Origin of the sequence: Nocardioides sp. (genome assembly GCF_036374615.1) — a bacterium.
Lineage (GTDB): Bacteria > Actinomycetota > Actinomycetes > Propionibacteriales > Nocardioidaceae > Nocardioides.
Genome location: NZ_DASUTK010000117.1, coordinates 1 through 19,739, shown reverse-complemented (window position 1 = coordinate 19,739; position 19,739 = coordinate 1). Strand labels below are relative to the sequence as shown.

The window sequence follows — 19,739 nt, the reverse complement described above, 5'->3', positions numbered from 1 at the left end:
GGGAGGACGTCAGCCCGCCGCCGGTCCGGAACGGCAGCCCGTAGTGGCGCGCGATCTGGCCGGTGCACAGCAGCCCGATGCCCGACTCGGGCGTGCCGAAGGTGGGCGAGCCCGACTGCATGTCGATGTTGGACAGGAACGACCCGAAGATCACCGGCGTGCCGGGCCGGATCAGCTGCGAGAGCGCGATCCCGGAGAGCGCCTCGGTGATCTGCTGCACCAGCGCCGCCGGCACCGTGACCGGCGACATCGCGCCCATCAGGATGAAGGGCGTCAGCACTACCGGCTGGCCGGCCCCGCTGTACTCGAACTGCGCCTCCAGCATCCGGTCGTCCCAGCGCAGCGGCGAGTTGCAGTTGATCAGCGAGATGGTCGCCGGCGTCTGCTCGATCGCCTCGCGCGACCCGAAGAGGATCGAGGTCATCGCCAGCGTGTCGGCCGCGTTGACCCCGGACACGACGTTGCCCATGTAGATCTTGTCGGTCAGCGTCTGCAGCGCGAGCGTCATGTCGAGGTGCCGGCTGTCGAGCGGGGTGTCGTTGGGCTCGCAGATGACACCGCCCGCGGAGTCGAGCACGGAGAACGACTGCGCCAGCTTGGTGAAGTTGCGATAGTCGTCCATCGTCGCGTCGCGACGTACCTCGCCCTCGCGCACGAACGGCGGGCCGTACACGGCGCCGAACGCCATCGAGTCGCCGCCGATGTGGACGGTGTTCTCGGGGTTGCGCGCCTGGACGTCGAACTCGCGCGGCGCCTTGGCCACCTGCTCGAGTACGAAGTCGGGGTCGAGGAAGACCGTCTCGTCCTCGACCTTCTGCCCGGCCGCCCGGAACAGGTCCAGCGCTCGCGAGTCCGCGAACTGGACGCCGATCTCCGTCATCAGCCGCCGCCACCCGCCGTCGAGGGTCGCCATCGCGTCCTCGGACAACACGTCGTATCGGGGCATCTGGTTGCGGAACATGCCTCCTCCTGCCTAACCTCATGATGTGGAACCAAGGTTCCATATGATGGAACCGGATGGAAGACCCGGTTCAGAGAACGAGCGAAGGCGCCCATGACACAGACCTCGGAGCAGGAGAGCCCGCCGCGTGCCGGGGGCACCCAAGCGCTGGACCGGGCCACCGACCTGGTCGCGGCCGTGGTCGGTGCCGACGAGCCGCTGAGCTTCACCCATCTGCAGGAGACCTCCGGGCTCGCCAAGTCGACCGCGTCCCGGATGCTGTCGGCGCTCGAGCGGTCGGGCCTGCTCGAGCGCGACGCCGACGGGTCCTACGTCGCCGGCCAGCTGTTCTGGTTGTACGCCGCCCGCCACGATCCCTGGGAGGAGCTGGTCCGGCTTGCCCGGCCCACGATGGAGCGGATCGGCGAGGACACTCTCGAGACCGTGCACCTCTCCGTGGTCCGTGGTGACCGGGTCGCGCAGGTCGCGCAGGTCGACTCACAGTTCCTGCTCGGCACCCGCGACTGGACCGCGGTCGACGTCCCGGCGCACACCTCGGCGCTGGGCAAGGTCTTCTACGGGTGGGAGACGCTGCCGATCCCCGGCGAGCCGCTCCCCCGACTCACGGACGCGACGCTCACCGATCCAGCGGCGCTGCGCCGCGACGTCCGCGAGGCCCGCCGACGCGGCTGGGCACTGACGCGCGACGAGCTCGAGGTCGGCCTTGCCGGCGTCGCCGTACCCGTCCTTGGTCCGCGCGGTCAGGTGGTCGCGGCCCTCGGCATCTCGGGACCCACCCAAAGACTGGAGGACCGGCTCGACGAGCTCGGCCACCATCTGTCCGACCACGCCGTGAAGCTCACCAGGCTGCTGCGCGGCGACACGCACCAGGAGGATGTGGCATGACGACCCCGGAGGAGATCCTGCAGGGCCTCTACGACGAGACCCTCGTCGGCAACGCACCACGGGTGCTCGAGCTGACCGAGGAAGGGCTCGCCCTGGACATGGAGCCCCAGACGCTCCTGTTCGACGCCCTGATTCCTTCGCTGGAGGAGGTGGGCGCCCGGTTCGAGCGCGGCGACTTCTTCGTGCCCGAGATGCTGATCGCCGGCCGCGCGATGGCCGGCGCCATGGAGCGGTTGCGGCCGCTGCTCGCCGAGACCGGCGTGCAGACGGTCGGGAAGTTCCTGATGGGCACGGTCAAGGGCGACGTCCACGACATCGGCAAGAACCTCGTGAACATCATGCTCGAGGGTGCCGGCTTCGAGGTGATCGACCTCGGGGTCCAGGTGGCACCCGAGAAGTTCGTCAGCGCGATCGAGGAGCACCAGCCCGACATCGTCGGCTTCTCGGCGTTCCTCACGACCACGATGCCGATGTTCAAGGCCAACCTGAACGCCCTGGAGAAGGCCGGCATCCGCAACGATGTCATCGTGATGGTCGGTGGCGCACCGGTCACGCAGGAGTACGCCGACGCGGTCGGCGCTGACGGCTATGCCGCCGACGCCTCGGCGACCGTCAAGCGTGCCAAGGCGCTCCTCAACGAGAAGCGGACGAAGGTCCCTGCATGAGCGCCCCTACACACGAGACGGTCCTGCGGTCGGCGACCAAGGAGGTCGTGATCGGTCACGACCGCCGGTTCTGCCTGATCGGTGAGCGGATCAACCCGACCGGCCGCCGGATCTTCCAGGAGCAGCTGCGCGCGGGCGACCTCTCGGCCATCGAGCGCGACGTGAAGGCGCAGGTCGAAGGAGGCGCCGACGTGCTCGACGTCAACATGGGCGTGCCGCTGACCGACGAGCCCGAGCTGCTGAGCAAGGCGATCCGGATGGTGCAGCAGCTCACCGACCTGCCGATCTGCATCGACTCCTCGGTCGTCGAGGCGCTCGACGCCGGGCTGTCGGTGTACGAGGGCCGCGCACTGGTCAACTCGGTCACCGCCGAGGACGACCGGCTGGCCGCCATCTTGCCGCTGGTCAAGAAGTACGACGCCGCGATCATCGCGCTGCCCAACGACCACGACGAGATCCCGATGGAGGCCGACAAGCGGCTCGACCTCGCCGCGAAGATCATCCGGGTCGCGACCGAGGAGTACGGCATCGACGTCGCGGACATCGTGATCGACCCGCTGGCCATGCCGATCGGGGCCGACACCACCACCTCGCTGGTGACCTGGGAGACGATGCGGCGGATCCGCGACGAGCTCGGCGTGAACATGACCTGCGGCGCGTCCAACACCTCCTTCGGCATGCCCGACCGCCACACGCTCGGCGCGGCCTGGCTGCCGATGGCGATGACCGCCGGCCTCACCAGCGCGATCATGGACACCCGCACGCCACAGATCGTCGACGCCGTGAAGGCCGCCGACGTGTTCCTCAACCACGACGAGTGGGGTACGGCGTGGATCGCCGCCCACCGGGCGAAGGCGGCGGCTTCCGCATGAGCACTGCGTGAGCAGGGGGTGGACGCGGCATGACTGACGGCGTCCCCGACGTCGACCTCGACACCGTCCGGCGGGAGGGGCTGCTCGCTGCGCGGGGGGCCGAGCCGGCCCAGCACGACGGGACCGGGCGGGTCGACATCTCCTTCCGCGTCGACACCGGTCCGGACGCGCCACCGACCCAGCGCAACGTGCGCGTGCCGCCCGGCGTCACGGTGTTCGACGCCGGCTCGTGGAACGGGATCGCGATCGACTCGACGTGCGGCGGCCACGGCACCTGCCACAAGTGCAAGGTTCGGGTCGAGGGCGGCTCCCCGATCACCCGTCATGACGTACGGACGTTCACCGCGGACCAGATCGCCGACGGCTGGCGCCTCGCCTGTCTGGTGCAGGCGACGCGCGACCTCGAGGTCGACGTGCCGCCGCTCACGACCCGGCCGAAGGCGGCCACGGTAGGCGTCGGGCGGCAGGTCATCCTGCGCCCGGCGCTGCAGAAGCGGTACGTCGAGCTGGAGGAGCCGACCCTCGCCGACCAGCGCACCGACCTCGACCGGCTGACCGACGCGATCACCGACCTCGAGCTGACGGCCGACCTGGCCGTGCTGCGGCGGCTGCCGATGGTGCTGCGGCAGGCCGACTTCAAGGTGACCGCGGTCATCGTCGACGAGTCGCTGATCGACGTGGAGCCCGGCGACACCACCGACCAGCGGTATGCGATCGCCTTCGACCTCGGAACCACCACGGTGGTCGCGACGCTGCTCGACCTCGGCACGGGCACCCCGGTCTCGGTGGCCTCGATGCTCAACAAGCAGCAGCCGTTCGGCGCTGACGTGATCACCCGGATCAGCGCGACGATGATGGACCCCGACACCCTCGGCCGGCTCCAGGACGCCGCCGGCGCGACGCTGGCAGAGCTGGCCGACCAGGTCTGCCGCGAGGGCGGCGTCGACCCCGCCACGGTCTACGAGGTCGCGGTCGCCGGCAACGCAACCATGACCGCGCTCGCGCTCGGGATCGACCCCGAGCCGCTCGGCGTCGCGCCGTTCGTGATGTCCACGGCCCATCCTCCGACCGTGCTCGCCGCGGACATCGGGCTCTCGCTCCACCCGCGGGCGCGCGCCGCGCTCTTCCCGGCGTTGGGCGCGTACGTCGGCGGCGACATCGTCGCCGGGATGCTGGCGACCGGGATGGACCGCGACAAACGCACCCGGCTCTTCATCGACGTCGGCACCAACTGCGAGATCGTGCTGAGCGACGGCGACACGATCCTGTCGACCGCTGCGCCGGCCGGGCCGGCGTTCGAGGGCGGCGCCATCCGGTGCGGCATGCGGGCGGCTGACGGCGCGATCGAGACCGTGCAGCTGGACGACGGCGTCACCCTGGGGGTGATCGGTGACGTCGAGCCCCGCGGCCTGTGCGGCTCGGGACTGGTCGACGCGGTGTCCGAGCTGGTCCGGACGGGGTTGCTCGACTCCTCGGGGCGGTTCGTGCCGGAGCACGTCGCCGCCGAGAAGGTGCCGGCCCTGGCGCCGAGGCTCACCCGGGTCGGGGAGGAGCGGGTGTTCCTGCTCCACCAGCCGACTCCCGACACCCCTGCGGCGGAGTGCGTCTACCTCTCCCAGCGCGACGTCCGCGAGCTGCAGTTCGCGAAGGCCGCGATCTCGACCGGCTGGTCGCTGCTGCTCGAGGAGCTCGGCCTCGAGCAGCGAGATGTGCAGCAGGTGCTGCTCGCTGGTTCCTTCGGCAGCTACCTCTCCCCTGCGGCGGCGGTACGGATCGGCCTGGTGCCCACGCTGCCGGTGCTGCGCATCGTCGCGGCCGGCAACGTCGCCGGCGAGGGCGCCAAGATGGCACTGCTGTCGGTGCGCGAGCGCGCCGGCGCCGCCGCGCTGCTGGAGGAGGTGAAGTATGTCGAGCTCTCCGACCGCCCCGACTTCAACGACGCGTTCGTCGAACAGCTCGCCTTCGGTGGCTGAGGCCGCGGTGGTTGAGGAGGGCCGTCAGGGCCCGTCTCGAAACCCCCGGGCCACCGTCGCGCTGATCGCCTGCGGCGCGCTGGCGCAACCCGCCGCGACCGTCATCGAGCGGCACGACTGGCCGGTCGACGTCCATCCGCTGCCGCCCTTGCTGCACAACCAGCCGCGCCGGATCGCGGGCGAGGTGCGGCGGCTCGCGGAGGAGCTCGCGACGTCGTACGAGACCCTCGTCGTGGGGTACGCCGACTGCGGCACCTACGGGGCGGTCGACGAGGTCTGCGACGAGCTCGGGCTCGCGAGGCTTCCAGGGCTCCACTGCTACGACCTGTACGCCGGGCCGGACCGGATCCGCGAGCTCTTCGAGAACGAGCCGGGGACCTACCTGCTGACCGACTTCCTGGTGCGGTCGTTCGCGCGCACGGTCGAGCGCGAGCTCGGGCTGGACCGCTGGCCGGAGCTGCGCGACGACTACTTCGGCCACTACACCCGCGTAGTGTGGCTGGCGCAGGCACCGGACGACGAGCTGCGCGCACTGGCCCAGCAGGCAGCGGACCGGATCGGGCTGCCCCTCGTTGTGGTCGAGACCGGGACCACCGGGCTCGAGCGGGCGCTGGGTGACCTGGTCGGCGCCGGTGACCTGCTGGGCGAGTCCCGGACCTCGTGAGCGGGCCGGTCGTGGCCCTGACCGCCCTGCCGTCACCAGGGCGCGGCCATTAGCGGCGCAGCCGCTCGAGCTCCTCGGTACGCCACGCCTCGGTCGCCTCGATCTGGTTGAACGTGAAGACGTGCAGCCCCTCGACCAGGCTGCCGGGCTCGGCGAGCGCGGGCGCACACTGCTCGAGGAAGCGCTGACCCGTGAACCCGCCCGGAGCCGCCAGCCGGGCGAACGTGCCCTTGTGCTTCACCAGGAACCGGGTGGACTCCCCGACCCCGATCCGGGTCGCCATGGCGAGCAGCTTGGTCCGCTCGACCGGCCCGGGCATCCCCACCAGCAGCGGCATGGTGATGCCGCGGGCTCGCAGCCGCCGCACCCAGTCGCGCACCGATCCCGGGTCGAAGGTCAGGTTGCTGACGACGTGCGTGGCGTAGTGGCGCTTGTCCCACATCGCCTGCACGGTGAGATCGTCGGAGATGGTCGGGTGCGACTCCGGGTAGCCGGTCACGCCGACGTGCGGGAAGGGGCTGCCGAGCTGCTTCAGGTCCTCGAGCAGGCTCAGCGAGTCGGGGTAGTCGCCGACCGGGTCGGCATCGCCCCCGGGAACGAAGATCTTCGTGATCCCCTTGCCGGTCAGCCGGTCGGCGATCTCGGACAGCTCGCGGCGACCGGACACCATCCGGGCAGCGACGTGCGGCACCACCTCGTAGCCGTGGCCGGCGAGCCGCTCGGCGAGCCCGAAGGTCGCCTCGAGGCCCTTCGACGGCGACGCGGTCACGGTGATCGTGCGGTCGCGCGGCACGTGCGCGAGCAGTGCGTCCTCCGTCGACGCCGTGGGCAGCACCTCGTAGCGCGCGTTCTCCAACAACCGGATCAGCGTGGACCGCGTGGCAGGCTTGTTGCGCATTGTGCTTCTCGTTTCGTGATGCGCACCGTGGCTGCTGCGAGTCTAACGGCGCGCAGCGCGTGTGGCGAGGGTCGAGCACAGTCAGTCGCGGCGTGGGACCCGTGCCGGGATCGCCACCCAGGAGAGCAGCCCGCCGAGCACGAGCAGGACCGCGCAGACGATCATCGCGGTGTCGAAGCCGGCATCGAAGACGGCCGGGTCCGCGTAGTCCTCGCCGGACAACCCGACCAGCGGCGGCAGCGCGGCCACGGCTAGCAGCGACCCGCTCCGCGCCACCGCGTTGTTCACCCCGCTGGCCAGGCCGGCCATCACGTCGGGAGCCGCGGCGAGCACCGTGGCCGTCAGCGGCGCGACCATCAACGCCAGGCCGAGCCCGAACACGGTCAGGGCCGGCAGGACGTCGAGCCAGTACGTCGCGTCCTGGTCCACCGTCAGCAGCCACGCAGTCCCGATCCCCATCACGATCGGGCCACCCGTCATCGGGATCCGCGGCCCGATCCGGTTGGACAGCCGCCCGCCCCGCGCGGCCAGGAACACCATGCAGATCGTGATTGGCAGCGTCGCGAGGCCGGCGGCGAGCGGGCCGAAGCCGGCGACCGTCTGCAACTGCAGCACCAGGAAGAAGAGCACGGCACCGAGGGCGGCGTAGACGAGCAGCGTCATCCCGTTCGCAGCGCTGAAGGTCCGCGACCGGAACAGGCGCAGTGGCAGCATCGGGTGACTGCTGCGCGCCTCCACCACCGCGAACCCCGCGCCGGCCGCCAGTCCCGCCACGAGGGCCGGAAGCGCCAACTGCTCGCCCCACTCGATCAGGGCGTAGGTCGTGGCGCCCAGCGCCACCATCGCCAGTACCGACCCGGCGTAGTCGAAACGCGCCGGCGGACGAGGGTCCCGGGTCTCCGGCACGAACCGGACCGCTATCCACACGGTCAGCGCGGCCAGAGGCAGGTTGATCAGGAAGATCCACCGCCACGACGCGTACTCGATCAGCATCCCGCCCACGAGCGGGCCCGCGGCCGCGGCGATGCTGCCCAGTCCCGACCACGCGCCGATCGCAGGCGAGCGGTCCTCGGGCGCGAAGACGCCCTGGATCATGGCCAGGCTGCCGGGCGTCAGCAGGCCCCCACCGATGCCCTGCAGCAGTCGCGCCGCGATCAGCACCTCCGGTGTGGGGGCGAGCCCGCACAGGACCGAGGCGCCGGCGAACAGCAGCGTCCCGAGCACGAACATCCGGCGCCGGCCGTACCGGTCGCCGAGGCTCCCGCCGAGCAGGATCAACGAGGCGAGCGTGAGCAGGTAGCCGTTGTTGATCCACTGGAGCTGGGCGAGGTCGGCGTCGAGGTCCTCACCGATCGTCCGGAGCGCGACGTTCACGACGGTCCCGTCCAACAACGACATGCCCGAACCGAGGGTCGCCGCAGCCACCACCGCTCGCCCTGCGGGAGTCCCCATCCGCACTGCCGGCGGCGCCGAATCCTGCACATGGTCACAGTAGGCTTCAGGCCGTGAGCAAGCCCCGGTCGACCGAGCAACGGCTCGTGGAGCACGTCGACCGGATCGCCCAGGAGCACCCGCCGATCGAGCTCGGGACGGTCGACTTCAGTGTTCGCGATCCGGCGGCGATGAACGCCCGCTTCGGGCACGTCCTGGACTACATGGCCCGGGTCGAGCTCGAGGTGGACCGCAACGTCCTCGAGCTGACCACGATGCTGCCCGACCCGCCTGAGGTCGACCGCTACTTCTACGCCGACGTCTGGCACCCGCAGGAGGTGCGGCACGGCCAGATCCTCGACGAGCTCCAGGTCCGGCTCGGTCGCGACCACGCCGTGGCCGATCTGACGACGGTGTCGGCGAAGATGCACGTCCTCGGGGCGCTGTCGCACATCCCGCCGATCGAGGACGTCGTCCGGATGCTCTACTACCTCACCGGCCAGGCCACCGAGCGGTCGGCCGTTCTCGCCTACAACCTGCTCCACAACGGGCTGGTCGAGACCGGGGAGACCGCGGCTGCCGAGACGATCGTGGCGCAGATCAAGCGCCAGGAGCCGGCGCACCACGCCTTCTACTCGATGTCGGCCCGCGGCCTCGACGACCAGCTCGCCCCCTGGCAACGGTGGCTGGTGCGCCGGTTGCGTGCGCTGTCGTTCGCGCCGGTCGGAGCCAACAACCCTCAGCAGACCGCGGACTTCGGCGACCTGATGGTCACGCTCGGCATCGACGACGACCTGGATCGGTTCGCGACGGCGGTCGCGCGAGTGGAGGTAGAGCTGATCGGTGCCGCGGGGCAGGGGCTGCGCGTGCCGCCGTACGTGCTCAAGGCGTTCCGCGACGCGCTGGAGGCAGCGCACGCCCGTCGCGGGACCGCCGGCCATGCGCCGTCGGCCGCTCCCGCCCCTTGACCCAGTCGTAAGGAATCCTTACTATCTCGACACGGGGGTTTCCCGCCCCGTGGGGGGAAGAACCGTGGCCCGCACCCGCGACCAGCTCAGCTCCACCACGCTGCCGGCGAGCGCCGAGGCGCTGCTCGGTGACCTCGAGACCCCGGGCGGACCGCTGCGGCTGGAGGCCTTCCCGTACGCCTTCGGATCCCCGGCGACCGGCGGGCTCTACCGCCTCCACGGACCCGACTGGTGCTGGTTCGGCAAGCTGCTCCAGCACGTGCGGCACTGGCCCGCACTGCCGTCGCTACCGCCCGCGGTGGCCGAGGAGTTCGTCGCCGACTTCCCGTGGCGGTCGGAGCTGGTCCTCTGGGACCCGGGGTTCAGCGACCGGATGCCCGAGGGTCTGCGACCGCCGGTGCTGCACGGGCTCGTCGAGCTGCCCGACGACAAGGTGATGGTCTGGATGGAAGACGTGAGGCAGAGCGCGCTGCCTCCCGATCTCGACCTGTTCCGCAGGGCGGCTCACCTCCTCGGCCGGTGGAACGCGCGCTGCACCGCGCCGGCGGCGCTGGCCGTCAGCGACTATCCGCCCGGCTACGCACTGCGGATGTACGCCGAGAAGGCGGTCGCCCACCGCGGCCTCGGACCCCTCGCGGACGACCAGCTGTGGTCGAACCCCCGGCTCGCCGAGCACCTCGGTCTGCGCGCGGACCTGCAGCGGCTCGCGGAGCGGATCCCGGCGATGCTCGACCGGCTCGACGGCTACGTGCAGGCACTGCCGCACGGGGACGCGAGCCCGCAGAACCTGCTGGTGCCCGCCGAGGAACCCGACACGTTCGTCGTCATCGACCCGTCCTTCACGAGCCCGCACGCGCTCGGCTTCGACCTCGGGCAGCTGCTGGTCGGGCTCGTCCACGCGGGCGACATCCCGGCGGCCACCCTGCCCGACATCGTGTCGGTCATCGTGCCGGCCTACCAGGAGGGACTCGCCGCCGAGGGGATCGATGACCAGGCGGAGGCCGCCCGGGACGGCTTCGTCACCGGCGTGCAGCTCCGGAGCGGCTTCGACTCGTTCCTGTTCGACCTGATCGGCACGACCGACCCCGCCGAGCGCCACGTGTTCGACGAGCGGGTCGCGCTGTGCCGGTTTCTCGCCGACCTCTACCTCGACGAGCACCCGGACGACTGACCTCCACAATGGTCGGGTGATCACCCCGCACCAGGCCGAGCGGCTGGACCACCTGCTGCGCGGGCAGGGCAGGCCGTGGACGCCCGCGCCCGGCGACCGGTTCGTCGTGCCCGGCCGCGACCTCGACGACCAGGTGTTCGTGGTCTCGGAGATGACGATCGACGTCGAGGACCTCCCCAGCGGCCGGCTGATCCGTTTCAACGGCACCACGGAGTGGGCGCTCGACAGCATCCCGGCGAACGACGTGTTGTGGATGCCGTGGGAGCACCAGCTGCGCGACCTGCTCGGCGACGCGTTCCGCTCGCTCCTTCGTACCAACGACGGTTGGGTCGTCACCCTCGACGACGCGAGCGAGTACGCCGGCCACGAGCCGGAGCAGGCCTACGCTCTCGCGCTGCTCGACCGGGTGCGCCAGGACACGTCCTAGCCCGGCGGAGCGAACATCCCCACGCACAGCCCCACGTCGGCACCGGCGTCGTCCGCGATCGCCTGCGCTGCGGCGCAGGCGGCGTCGACCCGTTCCTCGGCGGCGAGGTAGGCGGGCCGCGGGTCGAGCGACGCCAGCTGATCCTGGTCGAGCCCGGCCAGCGCCGCACCGGTCACCCGGTCCTCGGCGACCATGGCAGAGGTCGCGTCCACCAGCTCAGTGTGTGCGGCCGCCGCGTCCTCCGGTGGCGTCAGGGCGGCCATCTCCTCGACGACACCGGCCAGCCGGTCCGCGCCCTCGAGCGTGACCTTCGAGAAGATGTCACCGACCTCACGGGGCGCTGCCTCCTCGAGCTCCGCACCCAGGGCCTCGTCGGCGGCGGTGTTGTCGCGGTCGAGCCGGTGGGTCAGCGACTCCAGCTCCGTGTAGTACGTCGGGACGACCGATGGCTCGGGCCGCTCCTCACCACTGCAGCCCGAAACGGCGGCGACCAGGACCGCGACGCCCAGCATGCGGGTCCGCAGCTCAGTCACGGAGCACCCTCGAGGCGATCCAGGCCAGCGCGGCCGACGTCTCGGCCGGGGGCGCCGAGGGTTGCATCACGTGGCTGAGCACGACCCTCACCACCACGTCGATGGCGGCGTCGAGGCGGGCCTCGTCCAGCAGCACGGAGTAGGAGGACACCCGCTCGGCCACGACGTGCTTGGCCGCGGCCAGCAGCGACTCCGAGTGGGTGGTGAGCAGCGGCAGTAGCTCGGTGTCCGCGCCGTGCGTGGCACTGACGACCGCCTTGAGCAGGTCGTTGCCCTGCGCCATCTCGAGCACCCGCCGGGTGGCCTCCTCGATCGCCGCAACCAGGTCGTCCGGCTGGTGGTCGAACGCGTCGTTGACGACGCCGAGGAACCGGTCGAGCTCGCTGAGGATCATCGCCTCGGCGAGCGCCGACTTGGTCCCGATCTCGTTGTAGACCGTCTGCCGGCTGACCCCGACCTGCGCCGCGAGTCGACCCATCGTCACCTGCGACCAGCCGTGCGCGAGCGTGAGGTCGACGGCCGCGGACACCAGGCGCTGGCGCAGTGTCGGGGTCACGCGGTCAGCCTACGGGCGCGGATCGACCCGGGGATCCCCGCCGGCGCGCCGGAAAGGGTGCTCGCGCGGTTGCATAGGGCCCGAGAGGATCAGCCGGTCCCTAGGCGCCGACGCGCTCGATCGGGACGAAGTCGACCTTGTCGCGCACACCGCAGTCGGGACAGCACCAGTCGTCGGGAATGTCGGCCCAGGCGGTGCCCGCCGCGAAGCCCTCGTGCTCGTCACCGGCCTCGACCTCGTAGACGTAGGAGCAGCCGGGGCAGCGCGCGGCCAGGACCTCCTCGGCGGCAGGGACCGTGCCGTCGCCGGCGGTTGAGGTGCGAGCGGAGCGAGCCTCGAAACCCCTGTCGTCGGCGTACCTCGCCAACACCTTCTCCCGCTTGCGCGGGTGGATGTTGGCCCGGGTGGCGTCACCGTCGAAGTGGGCGAGGACCCGTGGGTCCATGACGCGGCGCCACACCGCCGGCACGATTGCCAGCACGATCATCCCGGCGTACCCCGTCGGCAGCACCGGGCTCTCCTCGTAGTCCCGCAGTGCCTGGTAGCGCCGCGTCGGGTTCGCGTGGTGGTCGCTGTGCCGCTGCAGGTGGTAGAGCAGCACGTTGGTCGCGATGTTGTTGGAGTTCCAGCTGTGGCTCGGGTCGACCCGCTCGTAACGCCGCCGATCCCCGACCCCGACCTTCTGGCGGAGCATCCCGTAGTGCTCCATGTAGTTGACGACCTCCAGCAGCGAGAAGCCCACCACCGCCGAGACCAGCAGGTACGGCGTGATCCCCACGCCCAACCAGCCGATCAAGGCGCCCCAGAGGACCGCCGTCATCAGCCAGGCGTTCACGACATCGTTGCCGAGCCGGAACGGGTGCTGCTTCCTGCGGGCGTAGCGTCGCTTCTCGATCCGCCACGCCGACTTCAGCGAGCCCCAGACCGTACGTGGCCAGAACTCGTAGAAGTTCTCGCCCAACCGGGCACTCGCCGGGTCTTCGGGGGTCGCCACCCGCACGTGGTGGCCGCGGTTGTGCTCGATGTAGAAGTGGCCGTACGCCACCGGCGCCAGCGCCACCTTCGACAGCCACCGCTCGTGCGACTCCTTCTTGTGGCCGAGCTCGTGCGCGGTGTTGATGCCGATCCCGCCGATGCAGCCGATCGAGATCGCGATTCCGACCTTGTCCCAGCTGCCGAGCACCTCACCGCCGACCGATCCTCCCCCGACCAGCCACATCGCGCCGATGAAGCCGGCGTACTGGATCGGCAGGAAGAGGTAGGTGATCCAGCGGTAGTACTTGTCCTTCTCCAACGCCTCGATCACGTCGTCGGGCGGGTTGGAGCGGTCGAGTCCGGCGACCAGGTCGATCGCGGGCACGATCACGAGGATCACCACCGGGCCGATCCAGAACCAGAGCCCACTACCGGTGAGCTGCCAGCCGCCGAGCCCTACGAAGGCCAGGCTCGGGACGACCAGCCCGATCAGCCACAGGTAGCGCTTGCGGTCACGCCACTGTGCGGTGGAGCCGGCCGGGACGGTGCTGTGGGGGACCTGGCTCAACGGAGACCTCCTCGATCGCGGCTTTACACCACAGTGGCATTTGTAAAGGGCGGTTGGCAAGGGTTCCGGCGCCGTGGGGCTCTCGATGGCTCTGGTCCGTGCGACGCCCCCGGTCAGGCGTTGTTGCGGACCCTCAGCGGGGCGCACACTGGCGCCATGGCCGTCGATCTGAGTCGCGCGTCGATGCAGTTGCTTCCGGAGCTGCGCTTCCAGCGCGTTCACAAGCGGCTGACGGTGCGACTCGGGGACCAGGTGGTCGCGCTCACCGACCGGGCCGTGCTGGTGATGGAGCCGATGCGTGTCGTGCCGTCGTACGCCGTGCCCGTCGCCGACCTGCTCGTGCCGCTCGAGCCCGGCCCGGCCAACCTGCCGCCCGAGTACCGACCGGTCGGCTTCGGCGAGGGCGGACCACCGCTGCTCGACCCCAGCGTCCCGTTCGGCGTGCACAGCGCCGAGGGTCAACCCGTGCGGCTTCGCGCGGGCGGAGAAGCCGGTGACGGGTTCCGGTTCTCCGACCCGGACCTGGCCGACCTCGTGTGCCTGGACTTCGACCAGTTCGACTGGTGGGAGGAGGACGAGCCGATCATGGGTCACCCGCGAGACCCCTTCCACCGGATCGACGTCCGGCGCTCGTCGCGCCGGGTGCAGATCTCTCACGAAGGGACACTGTTGGCCGCCAGCAGCAGGCCGCACCTGCTGTTCGAGGCGGCCTTCCCGCTGCCCCGGTACTACCTGCCACTCGAGGACGTCAGCGTCGAGCTGCGACCCGCTGCGCTCAGCACGACCTGCGCGTACAAGGGCCACGCCACCCACTACGACGCGGTGCTGGACGACCGCGGAGCGGTGCTGGAGGCCGTCGCGTGGTCCTACGAGGAGCCGCTCGACGACGCGCGCGACGTCAGGGGGATGGTGTCGTTCTACCAGGAGCGGCTCGACCTCGAGCTGGACGGAGCAGCGGTACCCAGGGTCCGAACCCCTTGGTCGGACTGAGGGGTGGTTCAGGCGCCTGTGATCAGATGGGTGGGTGGACCAGCGGGGCTTCGGTGTGGACTTCGGCGGATCGGGCATCAAGGGTGCTCCCGTAGACCTGGTGGCCGGGGAGTTCGCGGCCGACCGGGTGCGGATCGAGACTCCCCAGCCGGCCACTCCAGACGCGGTGGCGGCGGTGGTCGCCGAGCTGCTCGTGCAGTTCCGGGGGACCGCCGGGACCGTCGGCGTGACGGTCCCAGGCGTCGTACGGCATGGCGTCGTCTCGTCCGCCGCGAACATCGACGCCAGCTGGATCGGCACGGACGCCGACGCGCTGCTCACTGAGGCAACAGGTCACGAGGTGCACATCGTCAACGACGCCGACGCCGCCGGGGTGGCGGAAGTCGCCTACGGTGCGGCGCGGGGGCAGCAGGGTCTCGTCGTCGTCACCACGCTGGGGACCGGCATCGGCAGCGCAGTGGTCCACGACGGTGTACTCGTGCCCAACAGCGAGCTCGGCCACCTCGAGGTCGACGGTCACGACGCCGAGAGCCGAGCGGCGAACAGCGCCCGCGAGGCCGAGGGACTGTCGTGGGAGGCGTGGGCCGAACGACTGACCCGCTACTACCGCGTGGTCGAGGCGCTGATGTCCCCCGAGCTCTTCGTGGTCGGTGGGGGTGTCTCCAAGCACGCGCAGCTGTTCCTGCCGCTGGTCGACATCAAGACCCCGATCGTGCCCGCGGCGCTGCGCAACCGGGCCGGCATCGTCGGTGCTGCGCTGCACGCGGCTCGCGCCGTTTGAGTACGGAAGCGGTGTCGCCGAGCCGGCTCCCGACGACAGGCTCGGCACCATGAGAACAGAGACCGCGAACGCAGACCCACGGCTCACGTACCGACTTGCCTGCGTCGTGCCGGCGACCGTCGGCGTCGCGGTCGCCCTCTGGGCGGCGTCCCGCGACAACGGCGACTACTGCGGCACGGTCGGCGAGTGCCTGGGACTGTCCCTCAACGACCTGGTCGCGCTGGCCTTCGCAGTACCGTTCGCGGCACTGCTGCTCCGGTTGCTCGAGGTCCCGCGGGTGATGCTCCACACAGCGGCCTCGCTCGTCCTCGGCGGAACGCTCTGGTTCACGGCGGACGAGCTGCTGCGAGTCCTCGCTCCCGGCCGGTCGTACGACGCGGTGCTCCCGCTCCCCGTGGCCCTCGCGGTCGGCGTGCTGACCGGCGCGGCCTCGACGTACCTCGTGGGCCCGGGTGGGCACCGCTGGGTCCGACTCGCGATCCCGGCAGGCGGGCTGATCGTGGCAGTCGCGACCAGCCTCGCCTCAGCCCATGCCGCACACGCCCACCGGGTCGACGAGATCGCGGCCGTCCCGGTGACGCTCTACACGCCGGTCGTCGAGGGTCACCGGCCGAGCTACAGCAGCGGCGCCGACGACTCGGTGCGGCTGTCCTACTCGTTCGACGGCCACGCGGGCCACGTCTTCTTGTCGGTCACCCTGATCCCGACACCCGGCGGCTCGCTCTGCGACGCCGAGGGGATCATCGTCGGCCCGGAGTGCGTCCAGGAGGGAGACGTCATGCGGGACCTCGACCCCTCGGGCTACGGCAGCGTCGGGCTGGTTCGAGGCGACACCGCCCTCGTCGCCGACTTCACCACCGACGACCTCGATCCCGACGACGTTCTCGACGCGCTGCGCGATGCGCCGGTGGGTGCGCCCGCCGACCTCGTGTAGCCGGCGCTCTAGTGCTCGTGGCCCGAGATCGCCGCGGCCACCCGCTTGGGAACGTCGGGGTGGAAGACGGTCGGGATGATGAAGTTCGGGTTGAGCTCGTCGTCCTTCACGACCATGGCGATCGCCTCGGCGGCCCGCAACAGCATGTCGAGGGTCACCTCGGAGGCACGCGCGTCGAGCAGGCCGCGGAAGACACCAGGGAAGGCGAGCACGTTGTTGATCTGGTTCGGGTAGTCGGACCGACCGCTCGCCACGACGGCGGCGTACTTCTCCGCCTCGGCAGGGTCGACCTCGGGGTCGGGGTTGGCCAGCGCGAAGACGACCGGCTGGTCGGACATGTCGGCGATCCACTCGGGCCGGAGGATGCCTGGCGCACTCACGCCGATGAAGACGTCGGCGTCGTGGAGCACGGTGTGGAGGTCACCCCGCACCCGGCGCGGGTTGGTCACCTCCGCGAGCGTTCGGTGGGCCTCCGAGAGCGAGCCGTCACCGAGCGCTATCGCGCCGTCACGGTCGACGACCACCACGTCGTCGACGCCGGCAGCGAGCAGCAGCGACACGATCGCGGTCCCCGCCGCCCCGCCACCCGCCACGACCACGCGCACGGCCTCCATCTCCTTCTTCACCACGCGCAGCGCGTTGGTGAGCGCGGCCAGCACCACGATGGCCGTGCCGTGCTGGTCGTCGTGGAAGACCGGGATGTCCAGCGACTGCCGCAACCGCTTCTCGATCTCGAAGCAGCGTGGGGCGGCGATGTCCTCCAGGTTGATGCCGCCGAACCCGGGCGCGATCATCTCGACCGCCTTCACGATCTCGTCGGTGTCCTGGCTGGCCAGGCAGATCGGCCACGCGTCGATGTCCGCGAACCGCTTGAACAGCGCGGCCTTGCCCTCCATCACCGGCAGCGCGGCGCCCGGACCGATGTTCCCCAGCCCCAGCACAGCCGACCCGTCGGTCACCACCGCGACGCTGTTGCCCTTCACGGTCAGTCGGCTGACGTCGTCGGGGTTCTCGGCCAGCGCCAGGCTGACTCGACCGACGCCCGGCGTGTACGCCATGGACAGGTCGTCGCGGGTGCGGAGCGGCACCTTGGAGTGCACCTCGATCTTGCCGCCGATGTGCAGCAGGAAGGTTCGGTCGCTGACCTTGTGCACGGTGACGCCGTCGACGACGTCGACCGCCTCGACGACCTTGTCCGCGTGGTCGGAGTCAGCGGCCGAGCAGGTCACGTCGACGACCAGCCGCTCGTGACTGGACTCCGCGACGTCGATCGCGGTCACGATGCCGCCCTGCTCGGAGATGGCCGTGGCCACGTGCCCGACGATCCCGTGGTCCGGCGCGGTGTGGAGCCGCATGGTGATCGAGTACGACGAGGGCGTGGCGGCCATGCTGCCACCTTCGCTGGTCGGCTCGGTTACCGGCAAGTCGCTAGGTTGCGGGCATGGCCACCGAGGTGCACGATCAGCCCGATCAGTCCCGCTTCGAGATCCTGGTCGACGGCACCGTGGCGGGGTACGCGGAGTACCGGCGCAGCGGTGACCGGATCACGGTCCTGCACACCGAGGTCGACGACGCCTACGAGGGACAGGGCCTCGGCTCGGTGCTGGTGCGCCATGTCCTCGACGAGGCCCGTGCGGCCGGGCTCGCCGTGCTGCCGAGCTGCCCGTTCACCGCCGCCTGGATCAAGCGACACCCCGAGTACCTGGATCTGGTCCCGGAGGGTGCCCGGCCGGCGTACGACCTGGCCTAGCAGCCTCGGTTTCCCCGCTCAGCCGGGGAAGCACCGACTTCGCGTGCGAACCAATGACCACGAAGTCATGGACTCGCCCTCGAGGTTCGGGCGGTCTGGTGGACTCAGCCGAGCGCAGACTCGATCGGCCCGGCGAGCTTCGCCGGCTCGGTGGTCGGGGCGAACCGCTCGAGCACCTGGCCGTCCCGACCGACGAGGAACTTGGTGAAGTTCCACTTGATCGCGCCGCCGAGCAGACCGCCCTTCTCCTTCTTCAGCCACGCGAAGAGCGGGTGCGTGTCGTCGCCGTTGACGTCCACCTTGGCGAACATCGGGAACGTCACGCCGTAGTTCCGATCGCAGAACGACGCGATCTCCGTCTCGTCACCGGGCTCCTGCTCACCGAACTGGTTGCACGGGAAGCCGAGCACGGTGAAGCCGCGGTCGGCGTAGGTGTCGTGCAGCTCCTGCAGCCCGGCGTACTGCCCGGTCAGCCCGCACTGCGACGCCGTGTTGACGATCAGCACGACCTGTCCCTCGTACGCCGAGAGGTCGGTCTCGGTGCCGTCGATCGCCGTGGCCTTGAAGTCGCCGAGAGTGGTCATGTGCCCAGTCTGTCAGGGCAGTGGTCGCGACGAATTCAGGTGCCCTGCGTCCGCCCCTACCGGCAGACTGGAGCGCGGAGGAGAGCGAGATGACCGACCCGTTTGCCGACGCGATGGTCGACACCGTCCGCGACCAGGCGCGCGGTCGGTCGCTGCCCCGGGCGCTGACGCCGTTCCGCCACCCCGGCTACCGCCGACTCGCCGTCGCGCTGATCGCCAGCACGTTCGGGCAGGGCGTCTGGGTCGTGGCACTGGTCTGGGAGGTCATCGGGATCGGCGGCGGCCCCACCCAGCTGTCGATCGTCACCACGGCCAATGCGATCGGTCTCCTCGTGCCCGCCCTGCTGGCCGGCGTGGTCGCTGACCGCGTGGAGCAGAAGACGATCCTGCTGGCGGTGTGCGTCGTCGAGCTGACGTGCCTGGCCACCGTCGCCGTCCTGTCCCTGACCGGCGTCACCGCCATCTGGAACCTCAGCATCGTCGCGTTCGTGATGGGTGCGGCAATGGCCTTCTACTACCCCGCCTACTCCGCCTGGCTGCCCGCGCTGGTCGCCGAGTCCGACCTGCTCGCGGTCAACGGATTCGAGGGCATGGTCCGCCCGGCGATCGGTCAGGCGATCGGGCCGGCGGTGGCCGGGGTCGTGGTCGGTGCCGCATCGCCGGGGGCAGCGGTGTCGGTCGCCGTCGGGTCCTACGTCGTCAGCCTGCTGGCACTCGTCACCGTCCCCCGGACGCCATTGCGCCGCGAGCTGGACGCGGCCGACGACCGGCACCCGGTCCGCACCGCGATCGACGACGTGGGCGAGGGCTTCCGGTACATGGCACGTACCCCGTGGCTGCTGGCCACGCTGCTATTCGCGTCACTGATGGTGCTCGTGATCATGGGACCCCTCGAGGTGCTGATCCCCTTCCTGATCAAGGACCAGCTGGGCGGCGGATCGGGCGCCCACGCACTGGTGCTCGCGGGCTTCGGCGTAGGAAGCGCGGTGGGTGCGTTGGTCATGGGGTCGCTGCGGATGCCGCGCCGGTACCTCACGATCATGACGGTGATGTGGGGCGTCGCCTGCCTTCCATTCATTGTGATCGCGTACGCCGGCCAGGTCTGGGTCGTCGTGGCAGCCGCGTTCGTCATGGGCGCGGTGTTCGACGCACC

21 protein-coding genes are annotated in these 19,739 nt (G+C 70.6%); 13 read left to right on the top strand and 8 right to left on the bottom strand.

Features of this window, described 5'->3' with window-relative positions:
- A partial coding sequence (locus tag VFZ39_RS09480) for a trimethylamine methyltransferase family protein (protein ID WP_330865494.1) occupies window positions 1-961 on the bottom strand: 961 nt, incomplete at its 3' end.
- A 93-nt stretch (window positions 962-1,054) separates the two neighbouring features.
- Between VFZ39_RS09480 and VFZ39_RS09475 the strand changes: the two genes are divergently transcribed.
- From VFZ39_RS09475 to VFZ39_RS09455, 5 genes are read left to right on the top strand one after another with little or no spacing between them, the layout of a single operon-like run.
- Window positions 1,055-1,846: an IclR family transcriptional regulator gene (locus VFZ39_RS09475; RefSeq protein ID WP_330865493.1), complete on the top strand. Its 792-nt coding sequence runs from the start codon at window positions 1,055-1,057 to the stop codon at window positions 1,844-1,846.
- On the top strand, window positions 1,843-2,511 hold the full coding sequence (locus tag VFZ39_RS09470; protein ID WP_330865492.1) for a corrinoid protein: 669 nt from the start codon (window positions 1,843-1,845) through the stop codon (window positions 2,509-2,511). The genes VFZ39_RS09475 and VFZ39_RS09470 overlap by 4 nt, the downstream gene beginning before the upstream one ends.
- Window positions 2,508-3,383 (top strand): dihydropteroate synthase, encoded by an 876-nt coding sequence (locus tag VFZ39_RS09465; RefSeq protein WP_330865491.1) that lies wholly within the window; start codon window positions 2,508-2,510, stop codon window positions 3,381-3,383. Before VFZ39_RS09470 ends, VFZ39_RS09465 begins: the two co-directional genes overlap by 4 nt.
- 29 nt (window positions 3,384-3,412) lie before the next feature.
- The gene (locus VFZ39_RS09460; protein ID WP_330865490.1) at window positions 3,413-5,356 is read left to right on the top strand and encodes an ASKHA domain-containing protein; all 1,944 of its coding nucleotides are present in this window, start codon (window positions 3,413-3,415) and stop codon (window positions 5,354-5,356) included.
- On the top strand, window positions 5,349-6,020 hold the full coding sequence (locus VFZ39_RS09455; RefSeq protein WP_330865489.1) for a DUF1638 domain-containing protein: 672 nt from the start codon (window positions 5,349-5,351) through the stop codon (window positions 6,018-6,020). Before VFZ39_RS09460 ends, VFZ39_RS09455 begins: the two co-directional genes overlap by 8 nt.
- Before the next feature lie 49 nt (window positions 6,021-6,069).
- On the opposite strand, the gene VFZ39_RS09450 is transcribed toward VFZ39_RS09455, so the two are convergent.
- The gene (locus VFZ39_RS09450) at window positions 6,070-6,918 is read right to left on the bottom strand and encodes a methylenetetrahydrofolate reductase (RefSeq protein WP_330865488.1); all 849 of its coding nucleotides are present in this window, start codon (window positions 6,916-6,918) and stop codon (window positions 6,070-6,072) included.
- 81 nt (window positions 6,919-6,999) lie between these two features.
- Window positions 7,000-8,370 carry an MFS transporter gene (locus tag VFZ39_RS09445; RefSeq protein WP_330865495.1) on the bottom strand — a complete coding sequence of 457 codons (1,371 nt, stop codon included), beginning with the start codon at window positions 8,368-8,370 and terminating at the stop codon, window positions 7,000-7,002.
- Between the two features lie 53 nt (window positions 8,371-8,423).
- Here VFZ39_RS09445 and VFZ39_RS09440 point away from each other — a divergent pair, with 53 nt between their 5' ends.
- From VFZ39_RS09440 to VFZ39_RS09430, 3 genes are all read left to right on the top strand, one after another.
- A complete protein-coding gene (locus tag VFZ39_RS09440) occupies window positions 8,424-9,317 on the top strand; it encodes a GTP-binding protein LepA (RefSeq protein WP_330865487.1) in 894 nt (297 codons plus the stop codon).
- Between the two features lie 64 nt (window positions 9,318-9,381).
- The gene (locus VFZ39_RS09435) at window positions 9,382-10,488 is read left to right on the top strand and encodes a hypothetical protein (RefSeq protein WP_330865486.1); all 1,107 of its coding nucleotides are present in this window, start codon (window positions 9,382-9,384) and stop codon (window positions 10,486-10,488) included.
- Window positions 10,489-10,504: 16 nt separating this feature from the next.
- Window positions 10,505-10,915, top strand: a complete 411-nt coding sequence (locus VFZ39_RS09430; protein WP_330865485.1) for a pilus assembly protein CpaE — start codon at window positions 10,505-10,507, stop codon at window positions 10,913-10,915.
- Here VFZ39_RS09430 and VFZ39_RS09425 read toward each other — a convergent pair.
- From VFZ39_RS09425 to VFZ39_RS09415, 3 genes are all read right to left on the bottom strand, one after another.
- A complete protein-coding gene (locus tag VFZ39_RS09425; protein ID WP_330865484.1) occupies window positions 10,912-11,448 on the bottom strand; it encodes a hypothetical protein in 537 nt (178 codons plus the stop codon). The two genes, VFZ39_RS09430 and VFZ39_RS09425, sit on opposite strands and share 4 nt — an antisense overlap.
- A complete protein-coding gene (locus tag VFZ39_RS09420; RefSeq protein ID WP_330865483.1) occupies window positions 11,441-12,004 on the bottom strand; it encodes a TetR/AcrR family transcriptional regulator in 564 nt (187 codons plus the stop codon). Before VFZ39_RS09420 ends, VFZ39_RS09425 begins: the two co-directional genes overlap by 8 nt.
- Before the next feature lie 100 nt (window positions 12,005-12,104).
- The gene (locus tag VFZ39_RS09415; RefSeq protein ID WP_330865482.1) at window positions 12,105-13,547 is read right to left on the bottom strand and encodes a fatty acid desaturase; all 1,443 of its coding nucleotides are present in this window, start codon (window positions 13,545-13,547) and stop codon (window positions 12,105-12,107) included.
- A 156-nt stretch (window positions 13,548-13,703) separates the two neighbouring features.
- Here VFZ39_RS09415 and VFZ39_RS09410 point away from each other — a divergent pair, with 156 nt between their 5' ends.
- Genes VFZ39_RS09410 through VFZ39_RS09400 form a run of 3 tightly spaced genes read left to right on the top strand, consistent with a single transcriptional unit; the run spans window position 13,704 to window position 16,252 of the window.
- Complete coding sequence (locus VFZ39_RS09410) at window positions 13,704-14,537, top strand: DUF427 domain-containing protein (RefSeq protein ID WP_330865481.1); 834 nt, start codon at window positions 13,704-13,706, stop codon at window positions 14,535-14,537.
- Window positions 14,538-14,571: 34 nt separating this feature from the next.
- On the top strand, window positions 14,572-15,318 hold the full coding sequence (gene ppgK, locus VFZ39_RS09405) for a polyphosphate--glucose phosphotransferase (RefSeq protein ID WP_330865480.1): 747 nt from the start codon (window positions 14,572-14,574) through the stop codon (window positions 15,316-15,318).
- Window positions 15,319-15,367: 49 nt separating this feature from the next.
- Window positions 15,368-16,252, top strand: a complete 885-nt coding sequence (locus tag VFZ39_RS09400) for a hypothetical protein (protein WP_330865479.1) — start codon at window positions 15,368-15,370, stop codon at window positions 16,250-16,252.
- Window positions 16,253-16,260: 8 nt separating this feature from the next.
- Here VFZ39_RS09400 and VFZ39_RS09395 read toward each other — a convergent pair whose 3' ends face one another.
- Window positions 16,261-17,640, bottom strand: a complete 1,380-nt coding sequence (locus tag VFZ39_RS09395) for an NAD-dependent malic enzyme (RefSeq protein WP_330865478.1) — start codon at window positions 17,638-17,640, stop codon at window positions 16,261-16,263.
- Window positions 17,641-17,693: 53 nt separating this feature from the next.
- Between VFZ39_RS09395 and VFZ39_RS09390 the strand changes: the two genes are divergently transcribed.
- Window positions 17,694-18,002 (top strand): GNAT family N-acetyltransferase, encoded by a 309-nt coding sequence (locus VFZ39_RS09390; protein WP_330865477.1) that lies wholly within the window; start codon window positions 17,694-17,696, stop codon window positions 18,000-18,002.
- 104 nt (window positions 18,003-18,106) lie between these two features.
- On the opposite strand, the gene VFZ39_RS09385 is transcribed toward VFZ39_RS09390, so the two are convergent.
- Window positions 18,107-18,586: a glutathione peroxidase gene (locus tag VFZ39_RS09385; protein ID WP_330865476.1), complete on the bottom strand. Its 480-nt coding sequence runs from the start codon at window positions 18,584-18,586 to the stop codon at window positions 18,107-18,109.
- A gap of 89 nt (window positions 18,587-18,675) precedes the next feature.
- Between VFZ39_RS09385 and VFZ39_RS09380 the strand changes: the two genes are divergently transcribed.
- The coding region (locus VFZ39_RS09380) for an MFS transporter (RefSeq protein WP_330865475.1) at window positions 18,676-19,739 on the top strand (1,064 nt) is incomplete at its 3' end.